This window comes from Actinosynnema sp. CS-041913, assembly GCF_050942485.1.
Classification (GTDB): Bacteria; Actinomycetota; Actinomycetes; order Mycobacteriales; family Pseudonocardiaceae; genus Actinosynnema.
Genome location: NZ_CP192037.1, coordinates 7,574,896 through 7,596,407, shown reverse-complemented (window position 1 = coordinate 7,596,407; position 21,512 = coordinate 7,574,896). Strand labels below are relative to the sequence as shown.

General features: G+C 70.8%; 19 protein-coding genes. 10 read left to right on the top strand and 9 right to left on the bottom strand.

Annotated elements, in window-relative coordinates; genetic code table 11:
• Window position 1 precedes the first annotated feature (1 nt).
• Entirely contained in the window at window positions 2–1,552 is a 1,551-nt protein-coding gene (locus tag ACQPZF_RS34140; protein ID WP_433264115.1) for a sodium:solute symporter, read from the bottom strand.
• Complete coding sequence (locus ACQPZF_RS34135) at window positions 1,539–2,684, bottom strand: anhydro-N-acetylmuramic acid kinase (protein ID WP_433264113.1); 1,146 nt, start codon at window positions 2,682–2,684, stop codon at window positions 1,539–1,541. Before ACQPZF_RS34135 ends, ACQPZF_RS34140 begins: the two co-directional genes overlap by 14 nt.
• Window positions 2,685–2,768: 84 nt before the next feature.
• Between ACQPZF_RS34135 and ftsY the strand changes: the two genes are divergently transcribed.
• A complete protein-coding gene (ftsY, locus tag ACQPZF_RS34130) occupies window positions 2,769–4,091 on the top strand; it encodes a signal recognition particle-docking protein FtsY (protein WP_433264111.1) in 1,323 nt (440 codons plus the stop codon).
• 3 nt (window positions 4,092–4,094) lie between these two features.
• Here ftsY and ACQPZF_RS34125 read toward each other — a convergent pair whose 3' ends face one another.
• Both ACQPZF_RS34125 and ACQPZF_RS34120 read right to left on the bottom strand, forming a co-directional pair.
• The gene (locus tag ACQPZF_RS34125; RefSeq protein ID WP_433264109.1) at window positions 4,095–4,457 is read right to left on the bottom strand and encodes a hypothetical protein; all 363 of its coding nucleotides are present in this window, start codon (window positions 4,455–4,457) and stop codon (window positions 4,095–4,097) included.
• Window positions 4,458–4,524: 67 nt separating this feature from the next.
• Window positions 4,525–5,280, bottom strand: a complete 756-nt coding sequence (locus ACQPZF_RS34120) for an IclR family transcriptional regulator (protein WP_433264107.1) — start codon at window positions 5,278–5,280, stop codon at window positions 4,525–4,527.
• An 85-nt stretch (window positions 5,281–5,365) separates the two neighbouring features.
• Between ACQPZF_RS34120 and aceB the strand changes: the two genes are divergently transcribed.
• The 5 genes from aceB (at window position 5,366) to ACQPZF_RS34095 (ending at window position 14,335) form a co-directional block, all read left to right on the top strand.
• Window positions 5,366–6,895: a malate synthase A gene (gene aceB, locus ACQPZF_RS34115; protein ID WP_433264105.1), complete on the top strand. Its 1,530-nt coding sequence runs from the start codon at window positions 5,366–5,368 to the stop codon at window positions 6,893–6,895.
• Window position 6,896: 1 nt separating this feature from the next.
• Complete coding sequence (locus ACQPZF_RS34110; RefSeq protein WP_433264103.1) at window positions 6,897–8,093, top strand: DUF6986 family protein; 1,197 nt, start codon at window positions 6,897–6,899, stop codon at window positions 8,091–8,093.
• Window positions 8,094–8,175: 82 nt separating this feature from the next.
• Window positions 8,176–12,411: a CHAT domain-containing protein gene (locus tag ACQPZF_RS34105; RefSeq protein WP_433264101.1), complete on the top strand. Its 4,236-nt coding sequence runs from the start codon at window positions 8,176–8,178 to the stop codon at window positions 12,409–12,411.
• A complete protein-coding gene (locus ACQPZF_RS34100; protein WP_433264099.1) occupies window positions 12,408–12,968 on the top strand; it encodes a hypothetical protein in 561 nt (186 codons plus the stop codon). Before ACQPZF_RS34105 ends, ACQPZF_RS34100 begins: the two co-directional genes overlap by 4 nt.
• Window positions 12,968–14,335, top strand: a complete 1,368-nt coding sequence (locus ACQPZF_RS34095; protein ID WP_433264097.1) for a hypothetical protein — start codon at window positions 12,968–12,970, stop codon at window positions 14,333–14,335. Before ACQPZF_RS34100 ends, ACQPZF_RS34095 begins: the two co-directional genes overlap by 1 nt.
• Here the strand turns inward: ACQPZF_RS34095 and ACQPZF_RS34090 are convergent.
• From ACQPZF_RS34090 to ACQPZF_RS34080, 3 genes are read right to left on the bottom strand one after another with little or no spacing between them, the layout of a single operon-like run.
• Window positions 14,325–14,504, bottom strand: coding sequence for a DUF397 domain-containing protein (locus tag ACQPZF_RS34090; protein ID WP_433274838.1), 180 nt, complete (start codon window positions 14,502–14,504; stop codon window positions 14,325–14,327). The two genes, ACQPZF_RS34095 and ACQPZF_RS34090, sit on opposite strands and share 11 nt — an antisense overlap.
• Window positions 14,505–14,535: 31 nt before the next feature.
• The gene (locus ACQPZF_RS34085) at window positions 14,536–14,715 is read right to left on the bottom strand and encodes a DUF397 domain-containing protein (RefSeq protein WP_433264095.1); all 180 of its coding nucleotides are present in this window, start codon (window positions 14,713–14,715) and stop codon (window positions 14,536–14,538) included.
• Between the two features lie 2 nt (window positions 14,716–14,717).
• On the bottom strand, window positions 14,718–15,575 hold the full coding sequence (locus ACQPZF_RS34080) for a helix-turn-helix domain-containing protein (protein ID WP_433264093.1): 858 nt from the start codon (window positions 15,573–15,575) through the stop codon (window positions 14,718–14,720).
• A 112-nt stretch (window positions 15,576–15,687) separates the two neighbouring features.
• On the opposite strand from ACQPZF_RS34080, the gene ACQPZF_RS34075 reads away from it, so the two are divergent.
• On the top strand, window positions 15,688–15,906 hold the full coding sequence (locus ACQPZF_RS34075; protein WP_433264091.1) for a hypothetical protein: 219 nt from the start codon (window positions 15,688–15,690) through the stop codon (window positions 15,904–15,906).
• Between the two features lie 49 nt (window positions 15,907–15,955).
• On the opposite strand, the gene pucL is transcribed toward ACQPZF_RS34075, so the two are convergent.
• Window positions 15,956–16,828 carry a factor-independent urate hydroxylase gene (gene pucL / locus ACQPZF_RS34070; RefSeq protein WP_433264089.1) on the bottom strand — a complete coding sequence of 291 codons (873 nt, stop codon included), beginning with the start codon at window positions 16,826–16,828 and terminating at the stop codon, window positions 15,956–15,958.
• A 3-nt stretch (window positions 16,829–16,831) separates the two neighbouring features.
• Window positions 16,832–17,335, bottom strand: coding sequence for a 2-oxo-4-hydroxy-4-carboxy-5-ureidoimidazoline decarboxylase (gene uraD / locus ACQPZF_RS34065; RefSeq protein WP_433264087.1), 504 nt, complete (start codon window positions 17,333–17,335; stop codon window positions 16,832–16,834).
• Between the two features lie 119 nt (window positions 17,336–17,454).
• On the opposite strand from uraD, the gene allB reads away from it, so the two are divergent.
• From allB to ACQPZF_RS34050, 3 genes are all read left to right on the top strand, one after another.
• The gene (gene allB, locus ACQPZF_RS34060; RefSeq protein ID WP_433264085.1) at window positions 17,455–18,759 is read left to right on the top strand and encodes an allantoinase AllB; all 1,305 of its coding nucleotides are present in this window, start codon (window positions 17,455–17,457) and stop codon (window positions 18,757–18,759) included.
• Complete coding sequence (alc, locus tag ACQPZF_RS34055; protein ID WP_433264083.1) at window positions 18,756–19,754, top strand: allantoicase; 999 nt, start codon at window positions 18,756–18,758, stop codon at window positions 19,752–19,754. Before allB ends, alc begins: the two co-directional genes overlap by 4 nt.
• A gap of 118 nt (window positions 19,755–19,872) precedes the next feature.
• A complete protein-coding gene (locus ACQPZF_RS34050) occupies window positions 19,873–21,420 on the top strand; it encodes an alpha/beta hydrolase (protein WP_433264081.1) in 1,548 nt (515 codons plus the stop codon).
• Window positions 21,421–21,512 lie beyond the last annotated feature (92 nt).

Here is a 21,512-nt window from a genome sequence, read left to right as displayed (position 1 = left end):
GTCACGCGGCCTTGGCGCTGACCACGTCCTGCACGTCGGGCGGCGTGTACCCCTTATGCCGGAGCGACAACAGGCCGCCGACGGTCAGCGTCACCAGCACGCCCATCGGCGTGTACCACGGATAAGCCAGAACCTTCGAGTTCGCCGTCGCCGCCGAGAAGTCGATCGTCAGCGCGGCCTCCGGCCCGACGAACTTCACCCCGAGGATCACGAACGCCATCACCGCGACCGTGACCACGAACGCCACGATCGCGTCGGTCTGCCTGGCCTTGCGGAACAGCAACCCCAGCAGGAACGCCCCCAACAGCGCCCCGTAGGTGAACCCGGCGATCGACAGCCCCTGCTCCACGATCGGGTTACCACGGCGGGTCAAGGTCGCGAACAGCCCGGCGCACACGACCAGCAGGCCGGCCCACACCACGGTCCAGATGCGACCCTGCCGGAACACCTCGGCCTCGCTCATCGGCCGCCGCACCACCCGCTGGTACACGTCCGTCACGGTCGACGAGGCCAGCGCACCCAACGACGAAGACAGCGCCGCCGCCAGGATGCCCGCGATCACGAACCCGGACACCCCCGACGGCATGTCCCGCACGATGAAGTTCGCGAACAGCTCGTCGTTGTTGTTGAGCTTCAGGTCCTTGACGGGGTTCGCGCCCCGGTAGAACGCCCACAGCATCACGCCGATGAACAGGAACAGCGCGAACTGGATGAACACCACGACGCCGCTGGCGATCAGCGCCTTCTGCGCCGCCCGCACGTCCTTCGTGGCCATCAGCCGCTGCACGATCAACTGGTCCGCCCCGTGCGACGCCATGGACAGCACCGCGCCGCCGACGAACGCCGTCAGGATCGCGTACGGCGAGGTGAACGGGCTGGCGGCGAAGTCGAAGATCTGGAACTTCCCGGCGTCCGCGGCCGAGGAGAACCACCCGTCGGGCAGCTTCCCGGACAGCACGACGATCACCACGACCGCGCCGAGCACGTACCAGAGCATCTGGATGGCGTCGACCCACACGACCGCGCGCACGCCGCCCAGGAAGCTGTAGACCACCATCGCCAGGCCCAGCACGACGACGATCAGCCAGTACGACGCGTTCACCCCGTACGCGGCGAGCACCACCTTCACCGGGATGGCGGTGGCGAACAGCCGGAGCCCGTCCGCCAGCAGCCGGGTGACCAGGAACGTCACCGACGCCGTGCTCTGCAGCCCGCCGCCGAACCGCTTGCCGAGGAACCCGTACGCGGTGACCAACTCGCCCGCGATGTACTTGGGCAGCAGCACGAACGACACCACGATCCGCCCGATCAGGTACCCGATCGCCAGCGACAGGAACGTCATCGTCCCGCCGTACGCGATGGTCGGCACGGACAACACGGTCAGCGTCGACGTCTCCGCCGACACCACCGACACGCACACCACCCACCACGAGATGCGCCGCTCGCTGACGAAGTAGTCCGTGGCGGACCGCTGCCGCCCGCCGATCCACACCCCCAGCAGCGGCATGCCCACCAGGAACAGCCCGATGATGGCGACATCAAGTGCGCGCACGGTGTCCTCCGATTCTGAGCCCGGTGACGGGGGTGGCCGCGGGTTCGGGAAGGCGCAGCGGGGCGCGGCCGGGGGTGATCGAGCCGAGCAGGCGCGGGCCGGCCGCGCCGGTGGCGGCGGGCACGTTCGCGGGCAGCCCGTGCCAGGTCAGGAAGCCCAGCAGCGCCGCCAGGTAGGCCTCCTTGCCGTCGGCGGGCAGGCCCAGCTCGTCGCTGCCGCGCAGGTTCACCTTCTTCCGCAACGAGTCCACGAGCACGGGGTTGCGCATCCCGCCGCCGGAGCCGACCACGGTCGACGCGCCGGCGCACCCGGCGGCGACGGTGCGGGCGGTCAGCTCGGTGAGCGTGGCGAGCAGGTCCTCGGCGGGCATGACCAGGCCCTCGGTCACGCGGTCCAGGTAGGCGCGGTTGAAATGCTCCTTGCCGGTCGACTTGGGCGCGTGCCGCGCGTAGTACGGGTCGGCCAGCAGCCGGTCCAGCAGGTCGGCGCGCACGTGGCCGCGGGCGGCGAACTCGCCGTCGGTGTCCTGCGGGCGCAGCCCGTTCGACAGGGCGGTCATCGCGGCGTCCATCAGCGCGTTGCCCGGCCCGGTGTCGTAGGCGATCACACCTTCGGGCGAAATCCGGGTGATGTTCGCGATGCCGCCGATGTTCAGCGCGACGGCGTTCGGCAGCTCGGCGAGCCACAGCGCGTCCAGCGTGCTCGCCAGCGGAGCGCCGTGGCCGCCCGCCGCGACGTCCCGGACCCGGAAGTCGGCGATCACCGGCAGCCCGGTGGCTTCGGCGATCCACGCGGGCTGCCCGACCTGGAGCGTGCCCAGGCAGCGGCCGTCCACCACCTGGTGGTGCACGGTCTGGCCGAGCGAGGCGACCAGGTCCGCGTCGTGCGCGCGGGCGGCCTCGGCGAACGCCTGCCCCAGCCGGGTGTCGAGCGCGCACAGGTCCGCGGCGTCGGCCGGCGGCTCGCGCAGGTCCGCCGGGAACGGGTGCTCGCCGTGCGCGACGGGCTCCAGCACGACGGTCGGGCCGTCCAGGGTGAAGTCGCCGACCGCCACGTCGATGGCGTCCATCGACGTCCCCGAGATGAGCCCGATCACCCGCACGCCCTGTGTCCTATTGCACACCGCCCGCATGCGCAAGGGGTCTGGTGGGAAAGTTGCCGGATATCAACCTGCTTCGTTGGATGGTCACAGACAGTGGCGTGCGAGGATTGCGGGGTGTCCACGGAACTGCTGATCTGGATCGTCGTTGTCGTCGCGGCGCTGCTCGCGGTCGCCCTCGTCACGGGTGTCGTGCTGACCAGACGCAGGCGGATCAGCCTGGCCGAGCGCGAGCAGGACAAGCCGGTCAAGGGCTACCAGGCGGGCGGCGGCGTCACGTTCGCCGCACCCTCGACCGCGGTCGAACCGGGCGCGGAGACGAAACCCGAGCCCGTCCAGCCGGACGCCGTCGAGCCCCGCACCGTCGAACCCGAGCCGGTCCGGCACCCGGTCGCGGACCGCACCGAGGTCGACGGCCAGCCCGGCGTGGGCGACGACGCGGCCGTGCCGCGCGACTCGGTCAAGCGCGGCTTCGTCGAGGTGCCGCTGCCCGAAGAGGCGTCCGAGATCGACGAGATCGAGCCCACGGCCGGCCGGCTGGAGCGGCTGCGCGGCAAGCTCGCCCGGTCCCGCTCCACGTTCGGCCAGGGCCTGCTGGGCCTGCTCGGCGCGGGCGACCTGGACGAGGACTCGTGGACCGACGTCGAGGACACGCTGCTGATGGCCGACCTCGGCTCGAACGTCACCGACCAGGTGGTGACCGCGCTGCGCCGGCAGATCGTCGCCCGCGGCGTGCGCTCGTCCGACGACGCCCGCACGCTGCTGCGGGACGTGCTGGTCGACGCGCTGCACCCCGAGATGGACCGCGCCGTGCACGCCCTGCCGCACTCCGGCAAGCCCGCCGTGGTGCTGGTCGTCGGCGTGAACGGCGTCGGCAAGACCACGACCACCGGCAAGCTGGCCCGCGTGCTGGTGGCCGACGGCCGCTCCGTGCTGCTGGGCGCGGCCGACACGTTCCGCGCCGCCGCCGCCGACCAGTTGCAGACGTGGGGCTCGCGCGTCGGCGCGGACACCGTGCGGGGAGCCGAAGGCGCGGACCCGGCGTCGGTGGCGTTCGAGGCGGTCAAGCGGGGCATGGACACGGGCGTCGACACGGTGCTGATCGACACCGCCGGCCGCCTGCACACCAAGACCGGCCTGATGGACGAGCTGGGCAAGGTCAAGCGCGTGGTGGAGAAGCAGGCCGCGGTGGACGAGGTGCTGCTCGTGCTCGACGCCACCACCGGCCAGAACGGCCTCACCCAGGCGCGGGTGTTCGCCGAGGTGGTGAACGTGACCGGCATCGTGCTGACCAAGCTCGACGGCACCGCCAAGGGCGGCATCGTGTTCCAGGTGCAGCGCGAGCTGGGCGTCCCGGTGAAGCTGGTCGGGCTGGGCGAGGGCGCGGACCACCTGGCCCCGTTCGAGCCGGTCGCGTTCGTGGACGCCCTGCTCGGCTAACGGCTACACGTCGGCGCAGCGGTGCCAGCACTCCTTGGCCTGCCGCCGCGCCGGGGACACGTGGTAGTGCAACGGCTCCAGCGCCGACCGGACCACATAGGACGGCGTCGCGGCGTCTTCCTGCGGCACCACGTACCGGAGGCGTCCGGAGGACGGCTCCCGCCACCCGGCGCGGTTCGTCGCCCGCACCCGCGCGCCCGGGAACGCCCGGCGGTACTCGGCGATCAGGTCCACCAGCCACTGCACGCGGTCGGCGGGCTGTCCCACCGGCACCGGGTCCAGCTCCACGCCGTCGCTCCACCGGCCCACCACCTGGCGGTCGTCCCAGTGCAGGGTCAGGATGCGGCCCTCATACGTCGTTCCCACGCCGGAGATCATTACCCGAGAGCCCTTTTTCGACCTCATCGGGTCATCCGATCGTGTGGCGGCGATTTCAAGCCCTCGCGGCTTGGGCGGACAGGCGGCGGGCGATCGCGAGCACTTCGGGCACGATCCGGTCCACGGCCTCCTTCGTCAGCCGCCCCTCGGGCCCCGACACGGACACGGCCGCCCTGGTCGGCCCGCCGTCCAGCGGCACGGCGACGCACCGGACGCCGAGTTCCTGCTCGCTCTCGTCCAGCGCGTAGCCCTGCTCGGCGATCCGGTCCAGCGAAGCCAGCAGTTCACCCGCATCGGTGATGGTGTTCGGCGTGTACGCGGGCAGCCCGGTCCGCTCCAGCAGCGCCCGCGCCTCCGCGCGCGGCAGCCGGGACAGCATCGCCTTCCCGACCCCGGTCCCGTGCGGCAGCAGCCGGCGGCCCACCTCGGTGAACATCCGCATCGAGTGCCGCGACGGCACCTGGGCCACGTACACCACCTCGTCGCCGTCCAGCACGGCCAGGTTCGCGGTCTCCTCCACCGAGTCCACCAGCTCCGCCAGGAACGGCCGCGCCCACGTGCCGAACTGCCGGGACGCGCTCTCCCCGAGCCTGATCAGCCGCGACCCGAGGGTGTACCGGCGGTTGCTGTTCTGGCGGACGTACCCCAGCGTGACGAGGGTGCGGATGAGCCGGTGGATGGTCGGCAGCGGCAGCCCCGAGACGGCGGCCAGCTCGGACAGGCTCGCCTCGCCGCCCGCGTCGGCGAGCCGTTCCAGGAGGTCGAAGGCGCGTCGCAACGACTGGACGCCGCCCGTGGACTCCCGTGCCATCCGGATCACCCCTCGTTGCTGTTCCGCGATGCAAAAACTATAGTCCGCAGAGTAGAAGTCGTCGCCAGAGAGGTGGGGCACCACCATGACCGGTATCCGCGTGCTCGGGGACGAAGTCGAGCGTGGCGGGCAGATCCTCACGCCGGACGCCCTGGAGTTCGTCGCCGGCCTCCACCGCGCCTTCGCCGCCACCCGGGACGAGCTGCTGGCCCGCCGGAAAGCCCGCCGTCCCCTGGGCTTCCTGGCCGAGACCCGGCACGTCCGCGAAGGCGACTGGCGGGTCGCCGAGGCGCCCGAGCCGCTGCGCGACCGCCGGGTCGAGATCACCGGTCCCACCGAGCGCAAGATGACCATCAACGCCCTCAACTCGGGTGCGCGGGTCTGGCTCGCCGACCTGGAGGACGCGAACACCCCGCACTGGCACAACGTCGTCGCGGGTCAGGTCAACCTCTACGACGCCGCACGCGGCACGATCGACTACCGGTCGCCGGAAGGCAAGCACTACTCGCTCGGCGACGGCGACCGCCCCACGATCGTCGTCCGCCCGAGGGGCTGGCACCTGCCCGAGCGGCACATCGAGATCGACGGGGCGCCCGCCGTGGGCGCGCTGGTCGACTTCGGGCTGCACTTCTTCCACAACGCCGAACTCGGCCGGCCGTACTACTACCTGCCGAAGATGGAGAGCCACCTCGAAGCCCGCCTGTGGAACGACGTCTTCACCGCCGCGCAGAACGAACTGGGCGTTCCGCACGGCACCATCCGCGCCACCGTGCTGATCGAGACGATCCCCGCCGCGTTCGAGATGGAGGAGATCCTCTACGAGCTGCGCGACCACGCCTCGGGCCTCAACGCGGGCCGCTGGGACTACCTGTTCAGCATCATCAAGTACTTCCGCGACCAGGGCGGGGACTTCGTCCTCCCGGACCGCAACAGCGTCACCATGACCGCGCCGTTCATGCGCGCCTACACCGAACTGCTGGTGCGCACCTGCCACAAGCGCGGGGCGTTCGCGATGGGCGGCATGGCGGCGTTCATCCCGAACCGCCGTGACCCCGAGGTCACCGAGCAGGCGCTGGCCAAGGTCCGCGACGACAAGAACCGCGAGGCGGGCGACGGCTTCGACGGAAGCTGGGTGGCGCACCCGGACCTCGTCCCGGTGTGCCGGGAGATCTTCGACGCCAGGCTCGGCGACCGGCCCAACCAGCTCGACGTGCTGCGCGAGGACGTGGACGTCACCGCCGACCAGTTGCTCGACCTCAAGTCCGCCGGCGGCCACGCGACCCGTGCGGGCGTGGAGAGCGCCGTGGATGTCGGCGTGCGCTACCTGCTGTCGTGGCTCGGCGGCAACGGCGCGGCGGCCATCCACAACCTGATGGAGGACGCGGCCACGGCGGAGATCTCCCGTTCGCAGCTCTGGCAGTGGGTCCACAACGACGTGGTGCTGGACGACGGCACTCCGGTGACCGGGGAACTGGTCCGCGAGATCCTCCGCGACGCCAAGGCGAAACTGGACGGCGAACACCTCGACCTCGCCGTGGAACTGTTCGAGCAGGTGGCCTTGGCGGACGACTTCGCGGACTTCCTGACCCTGCCCGCCTACGAGCGGATCGCCTGACGTGCCCAGGACGTCCCTGGACCCGTCGGCGGTCGCGGCGGCCACCGCCCGGCTGTCCGACGTCGACCAGCGGACGCCCGAGGGCCGTCAACCGGTGCACACCTGCTACGTCCCGGCGGACGAGGTGACCCCGACGACGGTGCGGGACTGGGGCGCGCAAGCGCTTGCCGCGCTGGACCGCCACGCCCCGACCGCCGCCGACCTGGCGAGGATCCTCGACGTCCCCGACACCCTCGCCGCGATCCTGCACGCGAGGGTGCAGGCCAAGCTCGCCGCCGAACCGGTCGAAGACCTGCGGATCGACTTCGAGGACGGCTACGGCGCCAAGCCCACCGAGGACGACGACGCGGAACGCACCGCCGGCATCGTCCGGACCTGGCTGGCCGACCGGACCGCGCCCCTGCGCGTCGGCCTGCGCATGAAGTCGTTCGACACCAAGGCATTGCGTGACCGGGGCATCCGGACCCTGGACATCTTCCTCACCACCCTCGGCGACGTCCCGCCGAACTTCGTGATCACGTTTCCCAAGGTCACGTCCGTCTCCCAGGTGGAGGTTTTCGGCGACATCCTGGACATGTTCGACCACGACCTCCGCTTCGAGATCCAGATCGAGACCGCCCAGTCCATTGTGGACAGCCACGGCAGGCTGGCCGTCCCGACGTTCATCGAAGCGGGCCGGGGTCGGGTCACCGGCCTGCACTTCGGCACGTACGACTACACGGCGGGCTGCGGCCTGGGCGCGGCGCACCAGCACCTCGCCCACGGGGCGTGCGACTTCGCCAGGAACGTCATGCAGGTCTCGGCCGCCGGCACCGGCGTGGCCCTGTCCGACGGCTCCACCAACGTCCTGCCGGTCGGCGAGCAGGTCGAACACGGCTGGCGGACCCACTACGCACTGGTCGGACGTGCCTTGGCGCACGGCTTCTACCAGGGCTGGGACCTCCACCCGGCCCAACTGGTCACCCGGTACGCGGCCGTCCACGCCTACTACCTGGAGAACGCGGAACCCGACGCGAAACGCCTGAAGGCCTACGTGGACCGCGTCGGCGGCGCGGTGCTCGACGAACCCGCCACCGCCCAGGCCCTGTCCACGTCGTTCATCCGCGCCTTGGACTGCGGCGCGCTGGACGCCGACGAGGTCCGCCGGCTGACCGGCCTGGACCTCCCCGCCCTGCGCGCGCTGGCCCGGCGTCGCTGATCCGGGCACAGCTCGGTAACGAGTAACGCGATCACGACCCCCGGCGACCCAACGAGGGACGACCATCCCCGCCGGAGGTCCCATGTTCGCCGAACGCCTGGACAGCGCCCGGCAGGCGCTCGAAGAAGGCAACCACGACCAGGCCGTCCTGATCGTCAAGAGCAGCCTCGCCGAGGCCGGACGCCAAGCCGCGCAAGGCGACGGCGACGCACTCGCCTGGACGATGGTGCTCACCAACGAGCTGGACGACCTCACCGGGGAAGTCCTGCCGCCGGCCGCGCGGACCCAGCCCTGGGAAGACCTGCGGGCGCTGGCCAAGCGCACCGGCATGGGCCCGGCCGAACTCGGCTCGTCGTTGCGCCTGGCGATGCTCCACCTCGAAGCGGGCAACCACGACGCCGCCACCCGCTACGCCGGGACGGTCATCGACCTCGCCCCGCACAACGGCGTCATCGAGGCGGAGGACTTCCGGGTCGAGGGCCCGACGCCGGAGACCGTCCACGACGTGCTGGCCGCCGTGGCGGAGCACCTGTACTACCGCCAGGAGGACTTCGCCGGGACCGAGGCGCTGGCCCGCCGGATGGCGGAGCTGTTCCCGGACTCCCCGTTCCCGTGGTACTTCTTCGGCCACTCCGCCGCCCGGCTCGACCACCACGAGGACGCCGTCCTGGCCCTGACGAGGCTCGGCGAACTCCTCCCCGGCCAGCCGGGGCCGCTGATCGGGCTGAGCCGCGCCCTGTACTACCTGGACCGCGACCAGGAGGCGATCGAGGCCGCGACCAAGGCGATGGAGCTGAAGCCGGAAGACCTCCAGTACCGGTTCGCCCGAGCCCAGATGCACCTGGGCGCAGGCCGGCCCGAACAGGCGCTGGCGGACCTGGACACCGTCATCGAGCAGGCCCGGGAGGTCCCGCCCCAGGAGCCCCCGGCAGGCCAGACCACCGTCCAGTACCAGCGCGACCTCCCGCCGCAGGACCTGGCGGACTACGCCCGCATCACCCGCCTGCACCTGCTGGTCGACCTGGGCCGGGTCGACGAGGCCAAGGCCGACGCGCACCACATCGCCGCCACCGGCGACGCGCCCACGGCCGGCGCGGCCTACGCGGTGCTGGGTGAGCTGGCGATGGCCGAGGGCGAGTTCACCGAGGCCGTGGCCCACTTCACCGCCCAGCTCGAACGGCACGGCTCCACCCCGGCCACCCTCGCCCGCGCCGCCGCGCACGAGGCGGCGGGCCTGCTGGACGAGGCGATCGCCGACCTGGACACCCTGGCGAGCCAGGACCGCGAGCCCCCGGCCGCCGTGGACGCCCTGACCGGGCTGGCCGACCGCCACCCGGACCACCCGCCCCTGCTCAAGGCCCTCGGCCACGCCCTGCTGGAAACCTGGCAGCCCGCCCGAGCCGACGAGGTCCTGGAGAAGGCGCGCCAACAGCTCCCGGACGACTGGCAGGTGCACGCCTGGCTCGGCATGGCCCAGGTGACCCACAGCAACGAGGAAGAGCACTGGAACCAGCTCACCGAGGATCGCGTCCACAAGGCGCTGGACCTGCTGACCGAGGCCGTGCGACTCGCGCCCGACGAGCAGTACCCGAGGGTGCACCTGCGCTGGCTGGTCGAGCGGGCCTGCGCCCAGCCGTCGATTCTGGACCGCCTGGCGGGGCTGCACTTCCTGCTCAAGGACTTCCCGGACCACGAGTTCGGCCTGGTGGACGCGGTGCCGGAACTGGACGAGGTGTTCGTCCGCTGGCACCGGGCGAGTCAGGGCGAGCAGAGCGAGCGCCGCTGGGCCCGGTCCGTGACGGAGCTGACGGCGGCCCGTGCGGCGGCGGACGGCCTCCCGATCCTGATCGCCATGATCGACCTGCGCCTGGCGGACAACTACCTGCGCCTGTACGAGGTGCAGAAGGCCATGGACCACCTCGCGTCCGCCGAGGACGCCATGGTCGGGATCGGCCGCCTGCCGGTGCACAACAACAACCCGGCGCTGGCCCGCGTGGACGAGGACGCCCAGGACAGCGGACGCCAGGTCGCCATGGTCGACCTCGACCACCTGGAACTCAGCGTGGCCGCGCAGAGCTCGTTGCACAACTGGATCTCCATGCTCCGCTCCCAGGCGCTGCAACGGATCGGCGACGTCGACGGCGCGCTGGACGAGGCCGCCGACCGGGACACCGGCGACGGGTTCGCCCGCCTGCACCACCACGCGATCCTGCTCCGTGACGCGGGTCGCGCCGAGGAGGCGCTGGCGCTGCTGCCGGAGCTGGCGGAGCTGATCGAGCCCGGCCAGGTGGACGCCCGGCACAAGCTGGCCAACCTGGAAGCGACGATCCACCTGTCGCTGCGGGACTTCCCGAAGGCCGCCAAGGTGATGGAGAAGGCGCTCAAGGCGGTCGCGCCCGACTCCTACGACGCGTCCGTGTTCGCGAGCAACCTGATCACCGCGTACATCCAGCAGGGCAAGGCACGCAAGGCGTTACGCCTGATGGAGCGCCACCCGTTACCCGAGGGCTCGCAACTGCCCCTGGTCTACGGCAGGCACGTGGTGCGCGCGCAGGCGTTGACCGAGCTGCGCGACTACCGGGGCGCGCTGGAGTGCTACCACGCCGCCCTGGACACCGCCGACGACCTGCGCGGCAGGCTGCTCGACGAGCGGTCGCGGATGTCGTGGCAGGAACGCCTGCTGGCCGTCTACGAGGTCGCGGTGGCCGTGGCGGTCGCCGCCGACGACCCGACGGCCGCGCTGGAACTGGTCGAACGCTCGAAGGCCCGCGCGTTCGTGGACCAGCTCAGCCTCGGCCACGTCGAACCGACCGAGCAGACCGAGAAGCTGCGGCGGAACTGGGAACGCGCCCGCCGCCGCCTCACCACCCTGGAGTCGCTGGCCGAGTCGCCGGACCCGGCCGCCGAGATCGAGCTCCAGCTCCGCTACCGCGAGCTGAACAACGGCCGCGACGTGCCCTTGACCGAACTCGAACGCGAACTGAAAGGCGAGCAGAGCGCGGTGGACCGGCTGGCCCGCCTCCTCGCCCTGGAACAGGTCAAGAGCAAGGAGTCGGTGGCCGGCGAAACCCTGTCCGGGGCCGAGATCCACGCCCTGCTGGCCGAGGACCGCCGCTGCGTGCTGGCCGAGTTCTTCGTCGCCGACGACCGCACGCAGTTGTTCGTGATGACCCCGGACCGCCCGGAACCCGAGGTCTACGAGTGGGATCTGACCGCGGCCGAACTCGCCGAGGCGGTCGGGTACTTCTTCGACAACCCGGTGCGGAACCTGGACCCGGCCGACTTCGCCGAGGCGTTCGGCCCGCTGCTGGCGCCGATCGCCGACCACTGCGCGCCCGGCGACGTGGTGCTCCTGGTGCCGCACGGCCTCCTGCACTACGTCCCGCTGCACGCGTTGCTGATCGAGCGCAACCCGGTGTGCCGGGTGCCCAGCGCCTCGCTCCTGAGGTACCGCCGGCGCGCCGATAGCCGCCAGTGGCGCACCGCGCTGGTGTTCGGCGACTCGCGGGGCGACCTGGTGCACTCCCGCCAGGAGGCGGACCTCGTCGCGGCCCTGTTCGAGGCCGAGCCGGCGGTCGGCGTGCACGCGTCCCGCGAGCGCCTGCTGGCGGCCGTGACCGCCGAACCGGGCCCCGACCTGATCCACCTGGCCTGCCACGGCCGGTTCGACGACGACCGGGCCGTCGACTCGGCGGTGCTGCTCGCCGAGGACCGGTTGACCGTGGAGGACATCTTCCAGCTCACCCTCACCGCGAACCTGGTCACGCTCAGCGCGTGCGAGAGCGGCGTCAACGCCAACCGGGCGGGCGACGAGCTGATCGGCCTGACCCGCGCCGTCCTGTACGCGGGCGCGCCGTCGCTGGTGGTGAGCCTGTGGGAGGTGGACGACCTGTCCACGGCGCTGCTGATGACCGACTTCTACACCCGCCTGCGCGCCGGCGAAGACCTGGCCAGAGCGCTGAACGGCGCCCAGCGGGCGTTGGCCGACACCACCGCGCGGGACGTCGTCGCGTACTGCGACCAACGCCTGGCGACCACTCCCGACAAGCTCACCACGGCGGCGTTGCTGCTGGACCGGGCAGGCGCGCAGGCCATGGCCGGCGACCTGGAGGCCGCCCTGGCGACCTGCCGAGAGGTCGCCCCGACGCTGGACGGGGCACGCGGCGAGCCCGCCCGGTGGCTGCGCGCCCGTGCCGCGCGGCAGCTCAGCCTGCTGACGCTGAAAGCGGAAGCGACGCCGCCGGTGGACTACGGCGCGCGGCCGTTCGCGCATCCCTACCATTGGGCGGCATTCGTGCTCGTGGGTGATTGGCGGTGAGGGCGGTGCTGTTGTCGTCGTTGACCAGGAGCCACGTCGTCGTGCGGGACGACGTGGAGGTGCCGCAGGCGAGAGCCGCGCTGGACCGGGTGGACGCCGAGTACGTCGTCGTGGTCACCTCCGACGGCCACCCCCTGGGCGTGCTGGGCCGGCCGGAGCTGGCCGACCTGGGCAGCACCGCCGAGACGCTGACGGCGCTGGCCCACCGCTTCCCGGCCTTGGTCGTGATCGGCGGCGACCCCGACGAGCTGGACGTGGACGAACTCTTCGACCTGGCCGAACTGGTGGGCCGCGAGGGACTGCGCTTCGTGCTGGTGGAACGCGACGGCCAGCCGTCCGGCGTGGTGCCGCGGGCGGCGATCGCCGAAGCCCTGCCGCTGGACCTGCTGGACACCGCCGGCGTCCGTTCCGGAAACCCGGACGTGCCCGCCCTGCGGTACGTGTGCCGCAAGTGCGCGCCGCCGTCGTTCCAGCTCCCGAGGGCGCCGGGCGAGAACGGCCGACCACCCAACTGCCGCCGCGTGTTCTTCCACGGCGCGATGGACGCGGACGCCTGATGTTCGCCTCGGTCCTGCGCGAGATCACCGGCTACTTCGACAAGCGCGCCCTGATCTCCACGTTCTTCCCGGTGCTGGTGTTCCTGGGCGGGACGGTCGTCGTGGTGTGGACGACCACCGCCGGCGTGGACGGCGCGGTCAAGTCCTGGAGCGCCCGCCCGGCCACGGTCCAGGTGGTGCTGATCGCGGCGTTCTTGATCCTGGTCGCGTTCCTGACGTTCGTGCTGGGCAACCTGCGCGAATGGCAGGACCGCATGTGCCAGGGCTACTGGCCGACCTGGGCCGCCAAACCCCGCGACTGGCTGGCCCGCAGGCAGCGCGCCGCCCGCAAGGCGCTCATCGACGAGGACGAGGCCTTGCAACGACGCGAAGAGGCGTTGGCCGTCGAACGAGCCACCCTGCCCGACCCGGCCGACACCACCCCGGGCACGCTGTCGGACGACGCGTTCTCGCAGTCGTTCTCCAAGCTCGACGCACTGCTCACCCAACACCCGCCCACGTGGCCGGACGACACCGCCGCCGAACTGACCGAGTTGGTCCGCTCGGTGCGTGACAAGCCCGACGCACAGGTGCACGCGGTGACCGCCCTGGCACTGAAGCTCGACGGGCACTTGGCGGTGGTGGAGCAGGACGTCCGCGACCAACGAGCCGAAATCCAGCAGAACCTGTTCTTCCGCTACCCCCAGCCGCCGGCGGACGTGCAGCCGACCGCCATGGGCAACGTCGTGCGAGCGGCCGAACAACACCCGTCGATCCGGTACAGGCTGGATGCGGTGGTTCTGTGGACGCGCCTGCAACCGGTGCTGCCCAAGGACTTCGCGGAGACGGTGAAGGACGCCAAGGTCTCGGTGGACCTGCTGCTGACGATGGCGGCGTTCCTGCCGCTGTTCGGTGTGCCGCTGACGTGGTGGCTGGTGTGGCGACTGCCCCGGATCGACGGCGTGGCGGCCTGGCTGACCGTGATCGCGATCGCCTTGTGCGCTTTCGCGTTGTGCCGCAGAGCGGCCCGCATGACTCCTGTCGTGTTGGCGTTGGCTGGGCTGTTGGTTTTTCACACGTTCGCTGGGTTCTGGCAGCCGGTGTTGAGGGTTGAGGTTGCTCTACTGTGGACTGCCGGGCTGGTGGTGCTCGCGTATCTCCTGTATCAGAACGCCACTCATGCGGCACTTGCCTACACCGAGCGGCTGCGGACGGCCTTTGATCTGTATCGGTGGAAGCTGTTGGAGGAGTTGAGGCTGGCGCTGCCTGGGACGTTGGCGGAGGAGCAGAAGACGTGGGGCAGCCTCAGCCAGTTCCTTTATCGTGGCGGGGCGACCGACCCGTCCGCCATCCACTACGAGCACCCGAAGCCTGACGCTACCGCTTGAGTGCGGTGGTGAACGCGGCCCAGCCCTTGCCGGAGACCGACAGTCGAGGGCCGGCAGGGTTCTTCGAGTCTCGGACGCCCGCCTGGGAGCCGGTTAGACGCACCTCGACACAGGAGTTGCTGGCGGCGGCGCTGTAGCTGCTCTTGAACCAGTCTGTGTCGTGGCGCATGGTCACGTCTCCTTCGGCGCGAGGTGCGGGTTCAGCGCTTGAGGTCGGTGATGAAGGCGGTCCAGCGCTTGCCGGAGATCGACAGTGCAGCGCAGGCAGGGTTCTTGGAGTCGCGAATCCGTGCGTCGGAGCTGGTGAGGCGGACCTCCACGCAGTCGTTGTTGGCGGCGGCGCTGTAGCTGCTCTTGAACCAGCCGGTGTCGCGGAGCATGGTCAGGTTCCCTTCAACGACTCGATCAGCAGGGCCTTGGACGCCTCGGGCGAGAGTGCCAGTTCGTGGACGCGTTCGAAAGCCCTCGCCATCGGTTGGGTGTCGGTCGGCTGGTTGTAGTAGGTGGTCGGCCCATAGACCGCGGGGGCGTAACCGATGCGCGGAGCCGACACGAAGTCCAGGATGATCAAGCTGCCGCCGAGCACGGGGTTGTCCGCAGTCCCGGAAGGCAGGATCTGGACCGTCATCCCGGGGTGCTTCGTCAGCAGTTGCAGCACGTGGAGGATTTGGCCCTGCATGACCGCTGCGCCACCCAGCGAGTTGGTCAAGGCGTCCTCGGTGAAGACGAAGGTCAACTTCTTCGCCTGGGGTGCTTCGAGCACTCGACGCTGCTGTTCGAGCCGGAAGGCCACTTTGGTGTCGGCTTCGGTGGAGTCGTACCAAACGCTGCCGGCGACTTTGATCAGCGCTCGAACGTAGTCCGGCGACTGGATCAGTCCGGGATAGGTGCCGGATGTGTACTGCCGGATCGCGGAGGCATTGGCTTGCAGGTCGGCGAGGCGTTGGAAGGCATCCGGCAGGACATCGGTATAGGCCCGCTTGGGTGCGCGCCGCCGCGCTTCCACCCCGATGGCGAGGATCGTCTCGCGCTCCTCGGCTGTCGCACCGTAGAGATCGAGCAGTGTCAACAGATCATGCTGCTTCAGTGCGCCCTTGCCGTGCTCGACCTGGCTGATGCGGACGTAGGACTTGCCGATCGCGGTGCCAGCGTCCTGCTGAGACCTGCCCGCCCGCTGCCGCAGCTCCTGTAGCGCCAAGCCCAACTGCATCCGCTCGACTGTCTGCTGTGCGTCGGGCACCCGAACACTCACCCTTCCAGGGCAATGATCTAACGGAACTTACAGACTATCGTCCTGACTGACCGTCTAGTCCTTACATTCCAGCCGCTATCGCACTCTACGGGAGGCTTCCATGTATCGCGGCAGTCCGGTCGAGGTCTCGACCCAGGTCGACATCTCGGAGAACTTCACCCTCATCAGCTCGGTCCACGACAACGGTGAGCAGGTCGAACTGGAGTTCTCCGGCGGCACCCACGCAGCGCTCTTCTTCACCCGGAGGGGCTTCGAGCAGTTCAAGGAGCAGTGGCCGGACGTGGTGGCCAAAGCGGACGCGGCTTTCAAAAGTCACTAGATCGGGTGACCGCCCCGGCCGAGTGCTTGACCGGGGCGGTGTTGTGTCGTCAGAAGGCGGGCAGTGTGTGCCACGCCGAGCCGGGGTCCTCGGCGTCGTCGCGCAGCACCGAACCCTCGATCAAGCCGTAAGGCCGGTCGGCGGCGTAGAAGACCTCGTTGTCGTTCTCCAGCCCGAAAGGGCTCAGGTCGACCTCGAAGTGGTGCTTGTTGGGCATCGACAGGCGCACCTCGGCGACCTCCGGCCGTTCCTCCAGCACCGCCGAACCCATCAAGTACAGCGTCTGCTGCAACGACAAACTGTGCGTGGCCGCGAACGTCCGCAGCAAAATGGCCCGGACCGAAGCGAAGCTCTCGCCCCAGTCGATCCCCGTCCCCTGGTACCGCCACCGGGCCGTCACGGACGTCGCCAGGATCCGGTCGTTCGTCTCCTGCAAAGTCGTGTACCGGTCACGCGGAAACCCGTGGAACTCCGAGCCGGTCGACTTGAGCACCACCAGGTCGCGCAGGCCGGACACGACCCACGCCCCCGACGACTCCACCGTCACGGCCGTAGTCCGCTTCTCGTTGCTGCCCTGCACGAACGAGTGGTCCCCCATGCGTTGCCACGAGTGCTCGTCGATCAGCACCCGCGCCCCGGTGATCGCCTCCTGCGTGGCCACGAAGTGCCGGCCCAGCCGCAGCGCGAAGTCCTCGATCTCGCCGACCGGAGACTCCTTGGCGAACGCGTAGACCGTGTTCTTCTGCGTGTCCGTGGCCAGCACGGCGGAGTTGTCCCCGGTCAGGTGCGTGTCCACCAGATCACCACGTAGCGAGGTGCTGACCGTGAGGTCCCTGATGGTGTGCACGGCCCCGTCGCGGGTCACCGTCACGAGCCGGTTCTCGGCTTTCCCGTACTGATTGGGCCCCAGGAGGATGGCCATCGGTCAACTCCCTCGCGAGTCGGGGTGGAGCACCTTCCGCAGGCGCAACGCGGCGATCTTGGCCAGTTCCCGGCTCACCACGCGGAGTTCGACGTGCGGCGGGTTCTCCAGGCGGGATGCCAGGTCGGCCAGCACCTGCGCGCCGCTCAGACCCGTCGCGCACACCAGGTAGAGGTGGCCGAACCGGTCCTCGTAAGCCTGGTTCGCGGCCCTCAACCGCTCGGCCGGCGTCTCGGCCACGCCGGACTGCTCGGCGGCGGACCAGCGCGCGGAGACACCGTCGTGCCCGGCCTTCTCGCCGATGCGGGGGTGACCCGCGAGAGCGGCGCGCACCTCCTCGTCACTCAGCTCGGCCGCCAGGTCGGCGGTGGCCAGCACGGCGTCCTCGGACGGGTACGGCCGTCCGGCGAGCACGGCGTCGACCCAGCGCGGCACGGCGAGGCACTCGGTGAGCAGCGGGCGGAGTGCTGCCGCCGGTGCGGAGTTGAACCCTTCCAGGTCGGACACTGCCCTCCCAAGTTTCTGTATCGCGGAAAGCCTTTTCCGTATCGGGAAGACGTTACGAGCGGCATTCAGGCGTGTCAACTGTCTTGCGCGTGGCCGATCGGCCGGCCGAGAGTGACCCCATGGACCTGGTGTTCCGGGCGAACCGGGTGATCACTCCGGACGGCGAGACGGCCGCCGACGTCGGCGTGCGCGACGGCCGGATCGCCGCCGTCACCGCGGCCGGCCACCTCGCCGCCGAGCGCGTCATCGAACTGGCCGACGACGAGGTGCTGCTGCCCGGACTGGTCGACACGCACGTCCACGTGAACGACCCCGGCCGCGCCGAGTGGGAGGGCTTCGCCACCGCGACCCGAGCGGCGGCGGCCGGTGGCGTCACGACGATCATCGACATGCCGCTGAACAGCCTGCCGCCCACCACCGACACCGCCGCCCTGGACGTCAAGCGCGCGGCGGCCGACGGCAACACGCACGTGGACGTGGGTTTCTGGGGCGGCATCGTCCCCGGCAACCTGGACGCGTTGAAGCCGCTCCACGACGCGGGCGTGTTCGGGTTCAAGTGCTTCCTGATCCACTCCGGCGTGGACGAGTTCCCCCACGTCGACCTGCCGGACCTGACCGCGGCGCTGACCGGGCTCCGTGACCTCGACGCCCTCACGATCGTGCACGCCGAACACCCGCACCACGTCACCGAACCCGGCCCCGACTACCCGGGCTTCCTGGCCTCCCGACCGCACCGGGCCGAGTCCCGCGCGATCGGCGACCTGGTCGACCTCGCCCGCGAGACCGGGGCACGGGTCCACGTGCTGCACCTGTCCAGCGGTGAAGGGCTGGCCCACCTCAGGGCCGCCAAGGACCAGGGCCTGCGGGTGACCGCCGAGACGTGCCCGCACTACCTGACCTTCGTCGCCGAGGAGATCGGGGACCGCGCCACCCAGTTCAAGTGCTGCCCGCCGATCCGCGACGCCGCCAACCGCGAGCAGCTCTGGCGTGGCCTGGCGGACGGCACCGTCGACCTCGTGGTCAGCGACCACTCACCGTGCACCCCGGACCTCAAGGAGGGCGACTTCGCCACCGCGTGGGGCGGCATCGCGAGCCTCCAACTCGGCCTCCCGGCGGTGTGGACGCAGGCCCGTCGACGCGGCCACGCCCTGACCGACGTGATCCGGTGGATGGCCCGGACCCCGGCCGAACTCGTCGGCCTGCGGCGGAAGGGCCGCATCGCGGAAGGCTGCGACGCCGACTTCGCGGTCTTCGCCCCCGACGAGGCGTTCGTGGTCGACCGCGCCAGGCTGCACCACCGCAACCCGGTCACGCCCTACCACGGCCGTCCGCTGGCCGGCGTCGTCCGGCAGACCTGGTTACGCGGCAGGCGGATCACCGGAGACCACCCGCACGGACGGCTGCTGAGCAGAGGAGACGCATGACCCCCACCTGGACCCGGCTCCCGGACCTCGCCTCGCGCGCCGTCGGCGGCAGCGTGGTGTGGGCGAACGACGACCTGTTCGCCGAGCGCGAGAACCTGATCACCAAGGCGGAGCCCGAGTACCGCCCGCACACGTTCGGGCACCGGGGCCAGATCTACGACGGCTGGGAGACCCGCCGCCGCCGCGAGCCCGGCGACGACAGCGCGATCATCCGCCTCGGCCTACCCGGCGTGATCCGGGGCGTGGTCGTGGACACCGCGTTCTTCAAGGGCAACTACCCGCCGTCCGCGACCGTCGAAGCCACCCGCGCCGCCGGCTACCCGGCGCCGGAGGAACTCGCCGGCTGGGAGGTCGTCGTGCCCAGGGCGCCGTTGGAGGGCGACCGGAAGCACTACTTCGACGTCCACGCGGAACGCCGCTACACCCACGTGCGGCTCACCATCCACCCCGACGGCGGCGTGGCGCGCCTGCGCGTCTTCGGCGACCCGGTCGCGGACCCGGACCTCCTCCTCCCGAACGCGGTCGACCTGGCGGCCATGGAGAACGGCGCGTCCGTCATTGGGTGCAGCGACATGTTCTTCGGCGCTCCCGGCAACCTCATCGCGCCGGGCCACGCCACGAGCATGGGCGAGGGCTGGGAGACCGCGCGCCGCCGCGACGACGGCAACGACTGGGTGGAGGTCGCACTCGCCGCGCCCGGCGTCGTGGCACTGGCCGAACTCGACACCAGCCACTTCAAGGGCAACGCCCCCGGCTGGGCGTCCGTGCGGGGCCGTGACGTCCGCAAGGACCCGGACGACTGGTTCGACCTGCTGCCCCGCACCCGCCTGCAACCCGACACCCGGCACCGGTTCCGGGTGTCCGGACCGGAGGCGACCCACGCCCGGCTGGACATCCACCCGGACGGCGGTATGGCCAGGCTGCGCCTGTTCGGCCGGTTGACACCGGCTGGTCTGGACGAGCTGACCCGGCGTTTCACGGAACTCACGAGTTAGCCCGCCGCGCGTCAACCCAGGGGGGTACGACCTGTCCGACTTCAGTCGGTTGTGCGCCAGGTCACCCACTGAAAGCCTGCGGTCACCCATCAGGGTGCCAGGAACTAGGGAGGAACCTGTGCGACCGATCATCCGAACGTTAGGCGGTGTCGGCTCGGCCTTCGCGCTCGTCGTCGGCATGACGTCGTTCGCGTCGGCGGACCCGGCGGACTCCGCGGACACGCGTGGCGCGGACCTGCAGGCCATCGACTGGAAGCCGTGTCGGGAAATCGCCGAGGTCGAGTGCGGCACGTTGAGACTGCCGATCGACTGGGCCAAGCCCCGCGGCGAGAAGTTCGACCTCGCCGTCGCGCGCCGCAAGGCCACCGACCCGGCCAAGCGCATCGGCATCATGGTGATCAACCCCGGCGGCCCCGGCGGCTCCGGCGTCAACTTCGCCCTGGGCGCCAACCGCTACTTCAGCCCGGAGGTGCAGGAGCGCTTCGACATCATCGGCTTCGACCCGCGCGGCGTGGCCCGGACCCAGCCGGTGCAGTGCTCACTGGACGTGCTCCAGAAGCAGCCGTCGCTCTACCCGGCGAACCAGGCGGAGTTCGAGGCGCTCGGCGCGTACAACCGCGAGCTGGCGGCCGACTGCCGCAAGAACAGCGGCCCGATCTACGACCACGCCGACACCATCAGCGTGGTCGACGACATCGACGCCCTGCGCCGCGCCCTGGGCGAGCGCAAGATCAACTACTACGGGGTCTCGTACGGCACGCTGATCGGCCAGCAGTACGCCGAGCGCTACGGCCGCAACATCCGGACCATGGTGATCGACTCCAACATGGACCACAGCCTCGGCACGTGGGGGTTCAACGAGACCGAGGCCCGCACCGCGGAGGACTCGTTCACCGAGTTCGTGAAGTGGTGCGACCGGACGGCGTCGTGCGCGCTGCACGGCCAGGACGTGGCGAAGGTCTGGGACGAGCTGCTGGCGAAGGCGGACCGCGGTGAGGTCACCGCGCCCGGCGACCCGACCCGCAAGATCCCGGCCGACCTGATCATCGACAACGCGTTCAGCGCGTTCTACGGCCCGGACTGGGGAAACCTGGCGGACTGGCTGGTCGCGCTGGGCGCCGGCAAGGCGTCCCCGCGGGCCTTCGCGGACGAACTCGTGAACAACCCGTTCCCGGCCGTGTTCTGCGAGGACTGGTCGCTGCCCGTGCGCGACCACCGCGAGTTCTCGGCCCTGGTGCGGCAGGCGAACCGGATCGCGCCGCACATGCGCGGCTCGTCCCTGGGCCACTATGCGCTCGCCGGCTGCGTCGGCCTGCCGGAGAAGGTCAACAACCCGCAGCACCGCCTGCGCATCGAGGACGCGCCGAAGATCCTGATGCTGAACGCCCTGCACGACCCGGCCACCGGCTACGAGTGGGCGGTCGGCGCTCACCGGCAGAGCCGCGACACCACGGTCCTGCTGACCTATGAAGGCTGGGGCCACGGCGTCTACGACCGCAGCGCCTGCACGCGGGGCGCCACCGACTCCTACCTGATCGAGCGGAAGGTGCCCCGTCACGGCACCCGCTGCGCCGCCGTCGAGCCGCCGGCTCTGACCGCGTCCAGTGCCGGGACGCCTCACCTCCCGGTCGGCCCGAAGCCCGGTCTGCCGGGCTGGGGCAAGTAGCAGCCACGAAAGGGGCCGCTTCCGTCTTCCGGACGAGGAGCGGCCCCTTTCGCGATCCGGCGACGACCCGCCGTGGTCGCCCGGCCGGCGGC

Bases quoted from the DNA above. Each gene is read 5' to 3' on its own strand.
- ACQPZF_RS34120 (WP_433264107.1), bottom strand. From the start codon at position 5,280: ATGGCACGGGAGTCCACGGGCGGCGTCCAGTCGTTGCGACGCGCCTTC.
- alc (WP_433264083.1), top strand. From the start codon at position 18,756: ATGACCCCCACCTGGACCCGGCTCCCGGACCTCGCCTCGCGCGCCGTC.
- ACQPZF_RS34090 (WP_433274838.1), bottom strand. From the start codon at position 14,504: ATGCGCCACGACACAGACTGGTTCAAGAGCAGCTACAGCGCCGCCGCC.
- ACQPZF_RS34085 (WP_433264095.1), bottom strand. From the start codon at position 14,715: ATGCTCCGCGACACCGGCTGGTTCAAGAGCAGCTACAGCGCCGCCGCC.
- ACQPZF_RS34095 (WP_433264097.1), top strand. From the start codon at position 12,968: ATGTTCGCCTCGGTCCTGCGCGAGATCACCGGCTACTTCGACAAGCGC.
- ACQPZF_RS34135 (WP_433264113.1), bottom strand. From the start codon at position 2,684: ATGCGGGCGGTGTGCAATAGGACACAGGGCGTGCGGGTGATCGGGCTC.
- ACQPZF_RS34075 (WP_433264091.1), top strand. From the start codon at position 15,688: ATGTATCGCGGCAGTCCGGTCGAGGTCTCGACCCAGGTCGACATCTCG.
- ACQPZF_RS34105 (WP_433264101.1), top strand. From the start codon at position 8,176: ATGTTCGCCGAACGCCTGGACAGCGCCCGGCAGGCGCTCGAAGAAGGC.
- pucL (WP_433264089.1), bottom strand. From the start codon at position 16,828: ATGGCCATCCTCCTGGGGCCCAATCAGTACGGGAAAGCCGAGAACCGG.
- aceB (WP_433264105.1), top strand. From the start codon at position 5,366: ATGACCGGTATCCGCGTGCTCGGGGACGAAGTCGAGCGTGGCGGGCAG.
- allB (WP_433264085.1), top strand. From the start codon at position 17,455: ATGGACCTGGTGTTCCGGGCGAACCGGGTGATCACTCCGGACGGCGAG.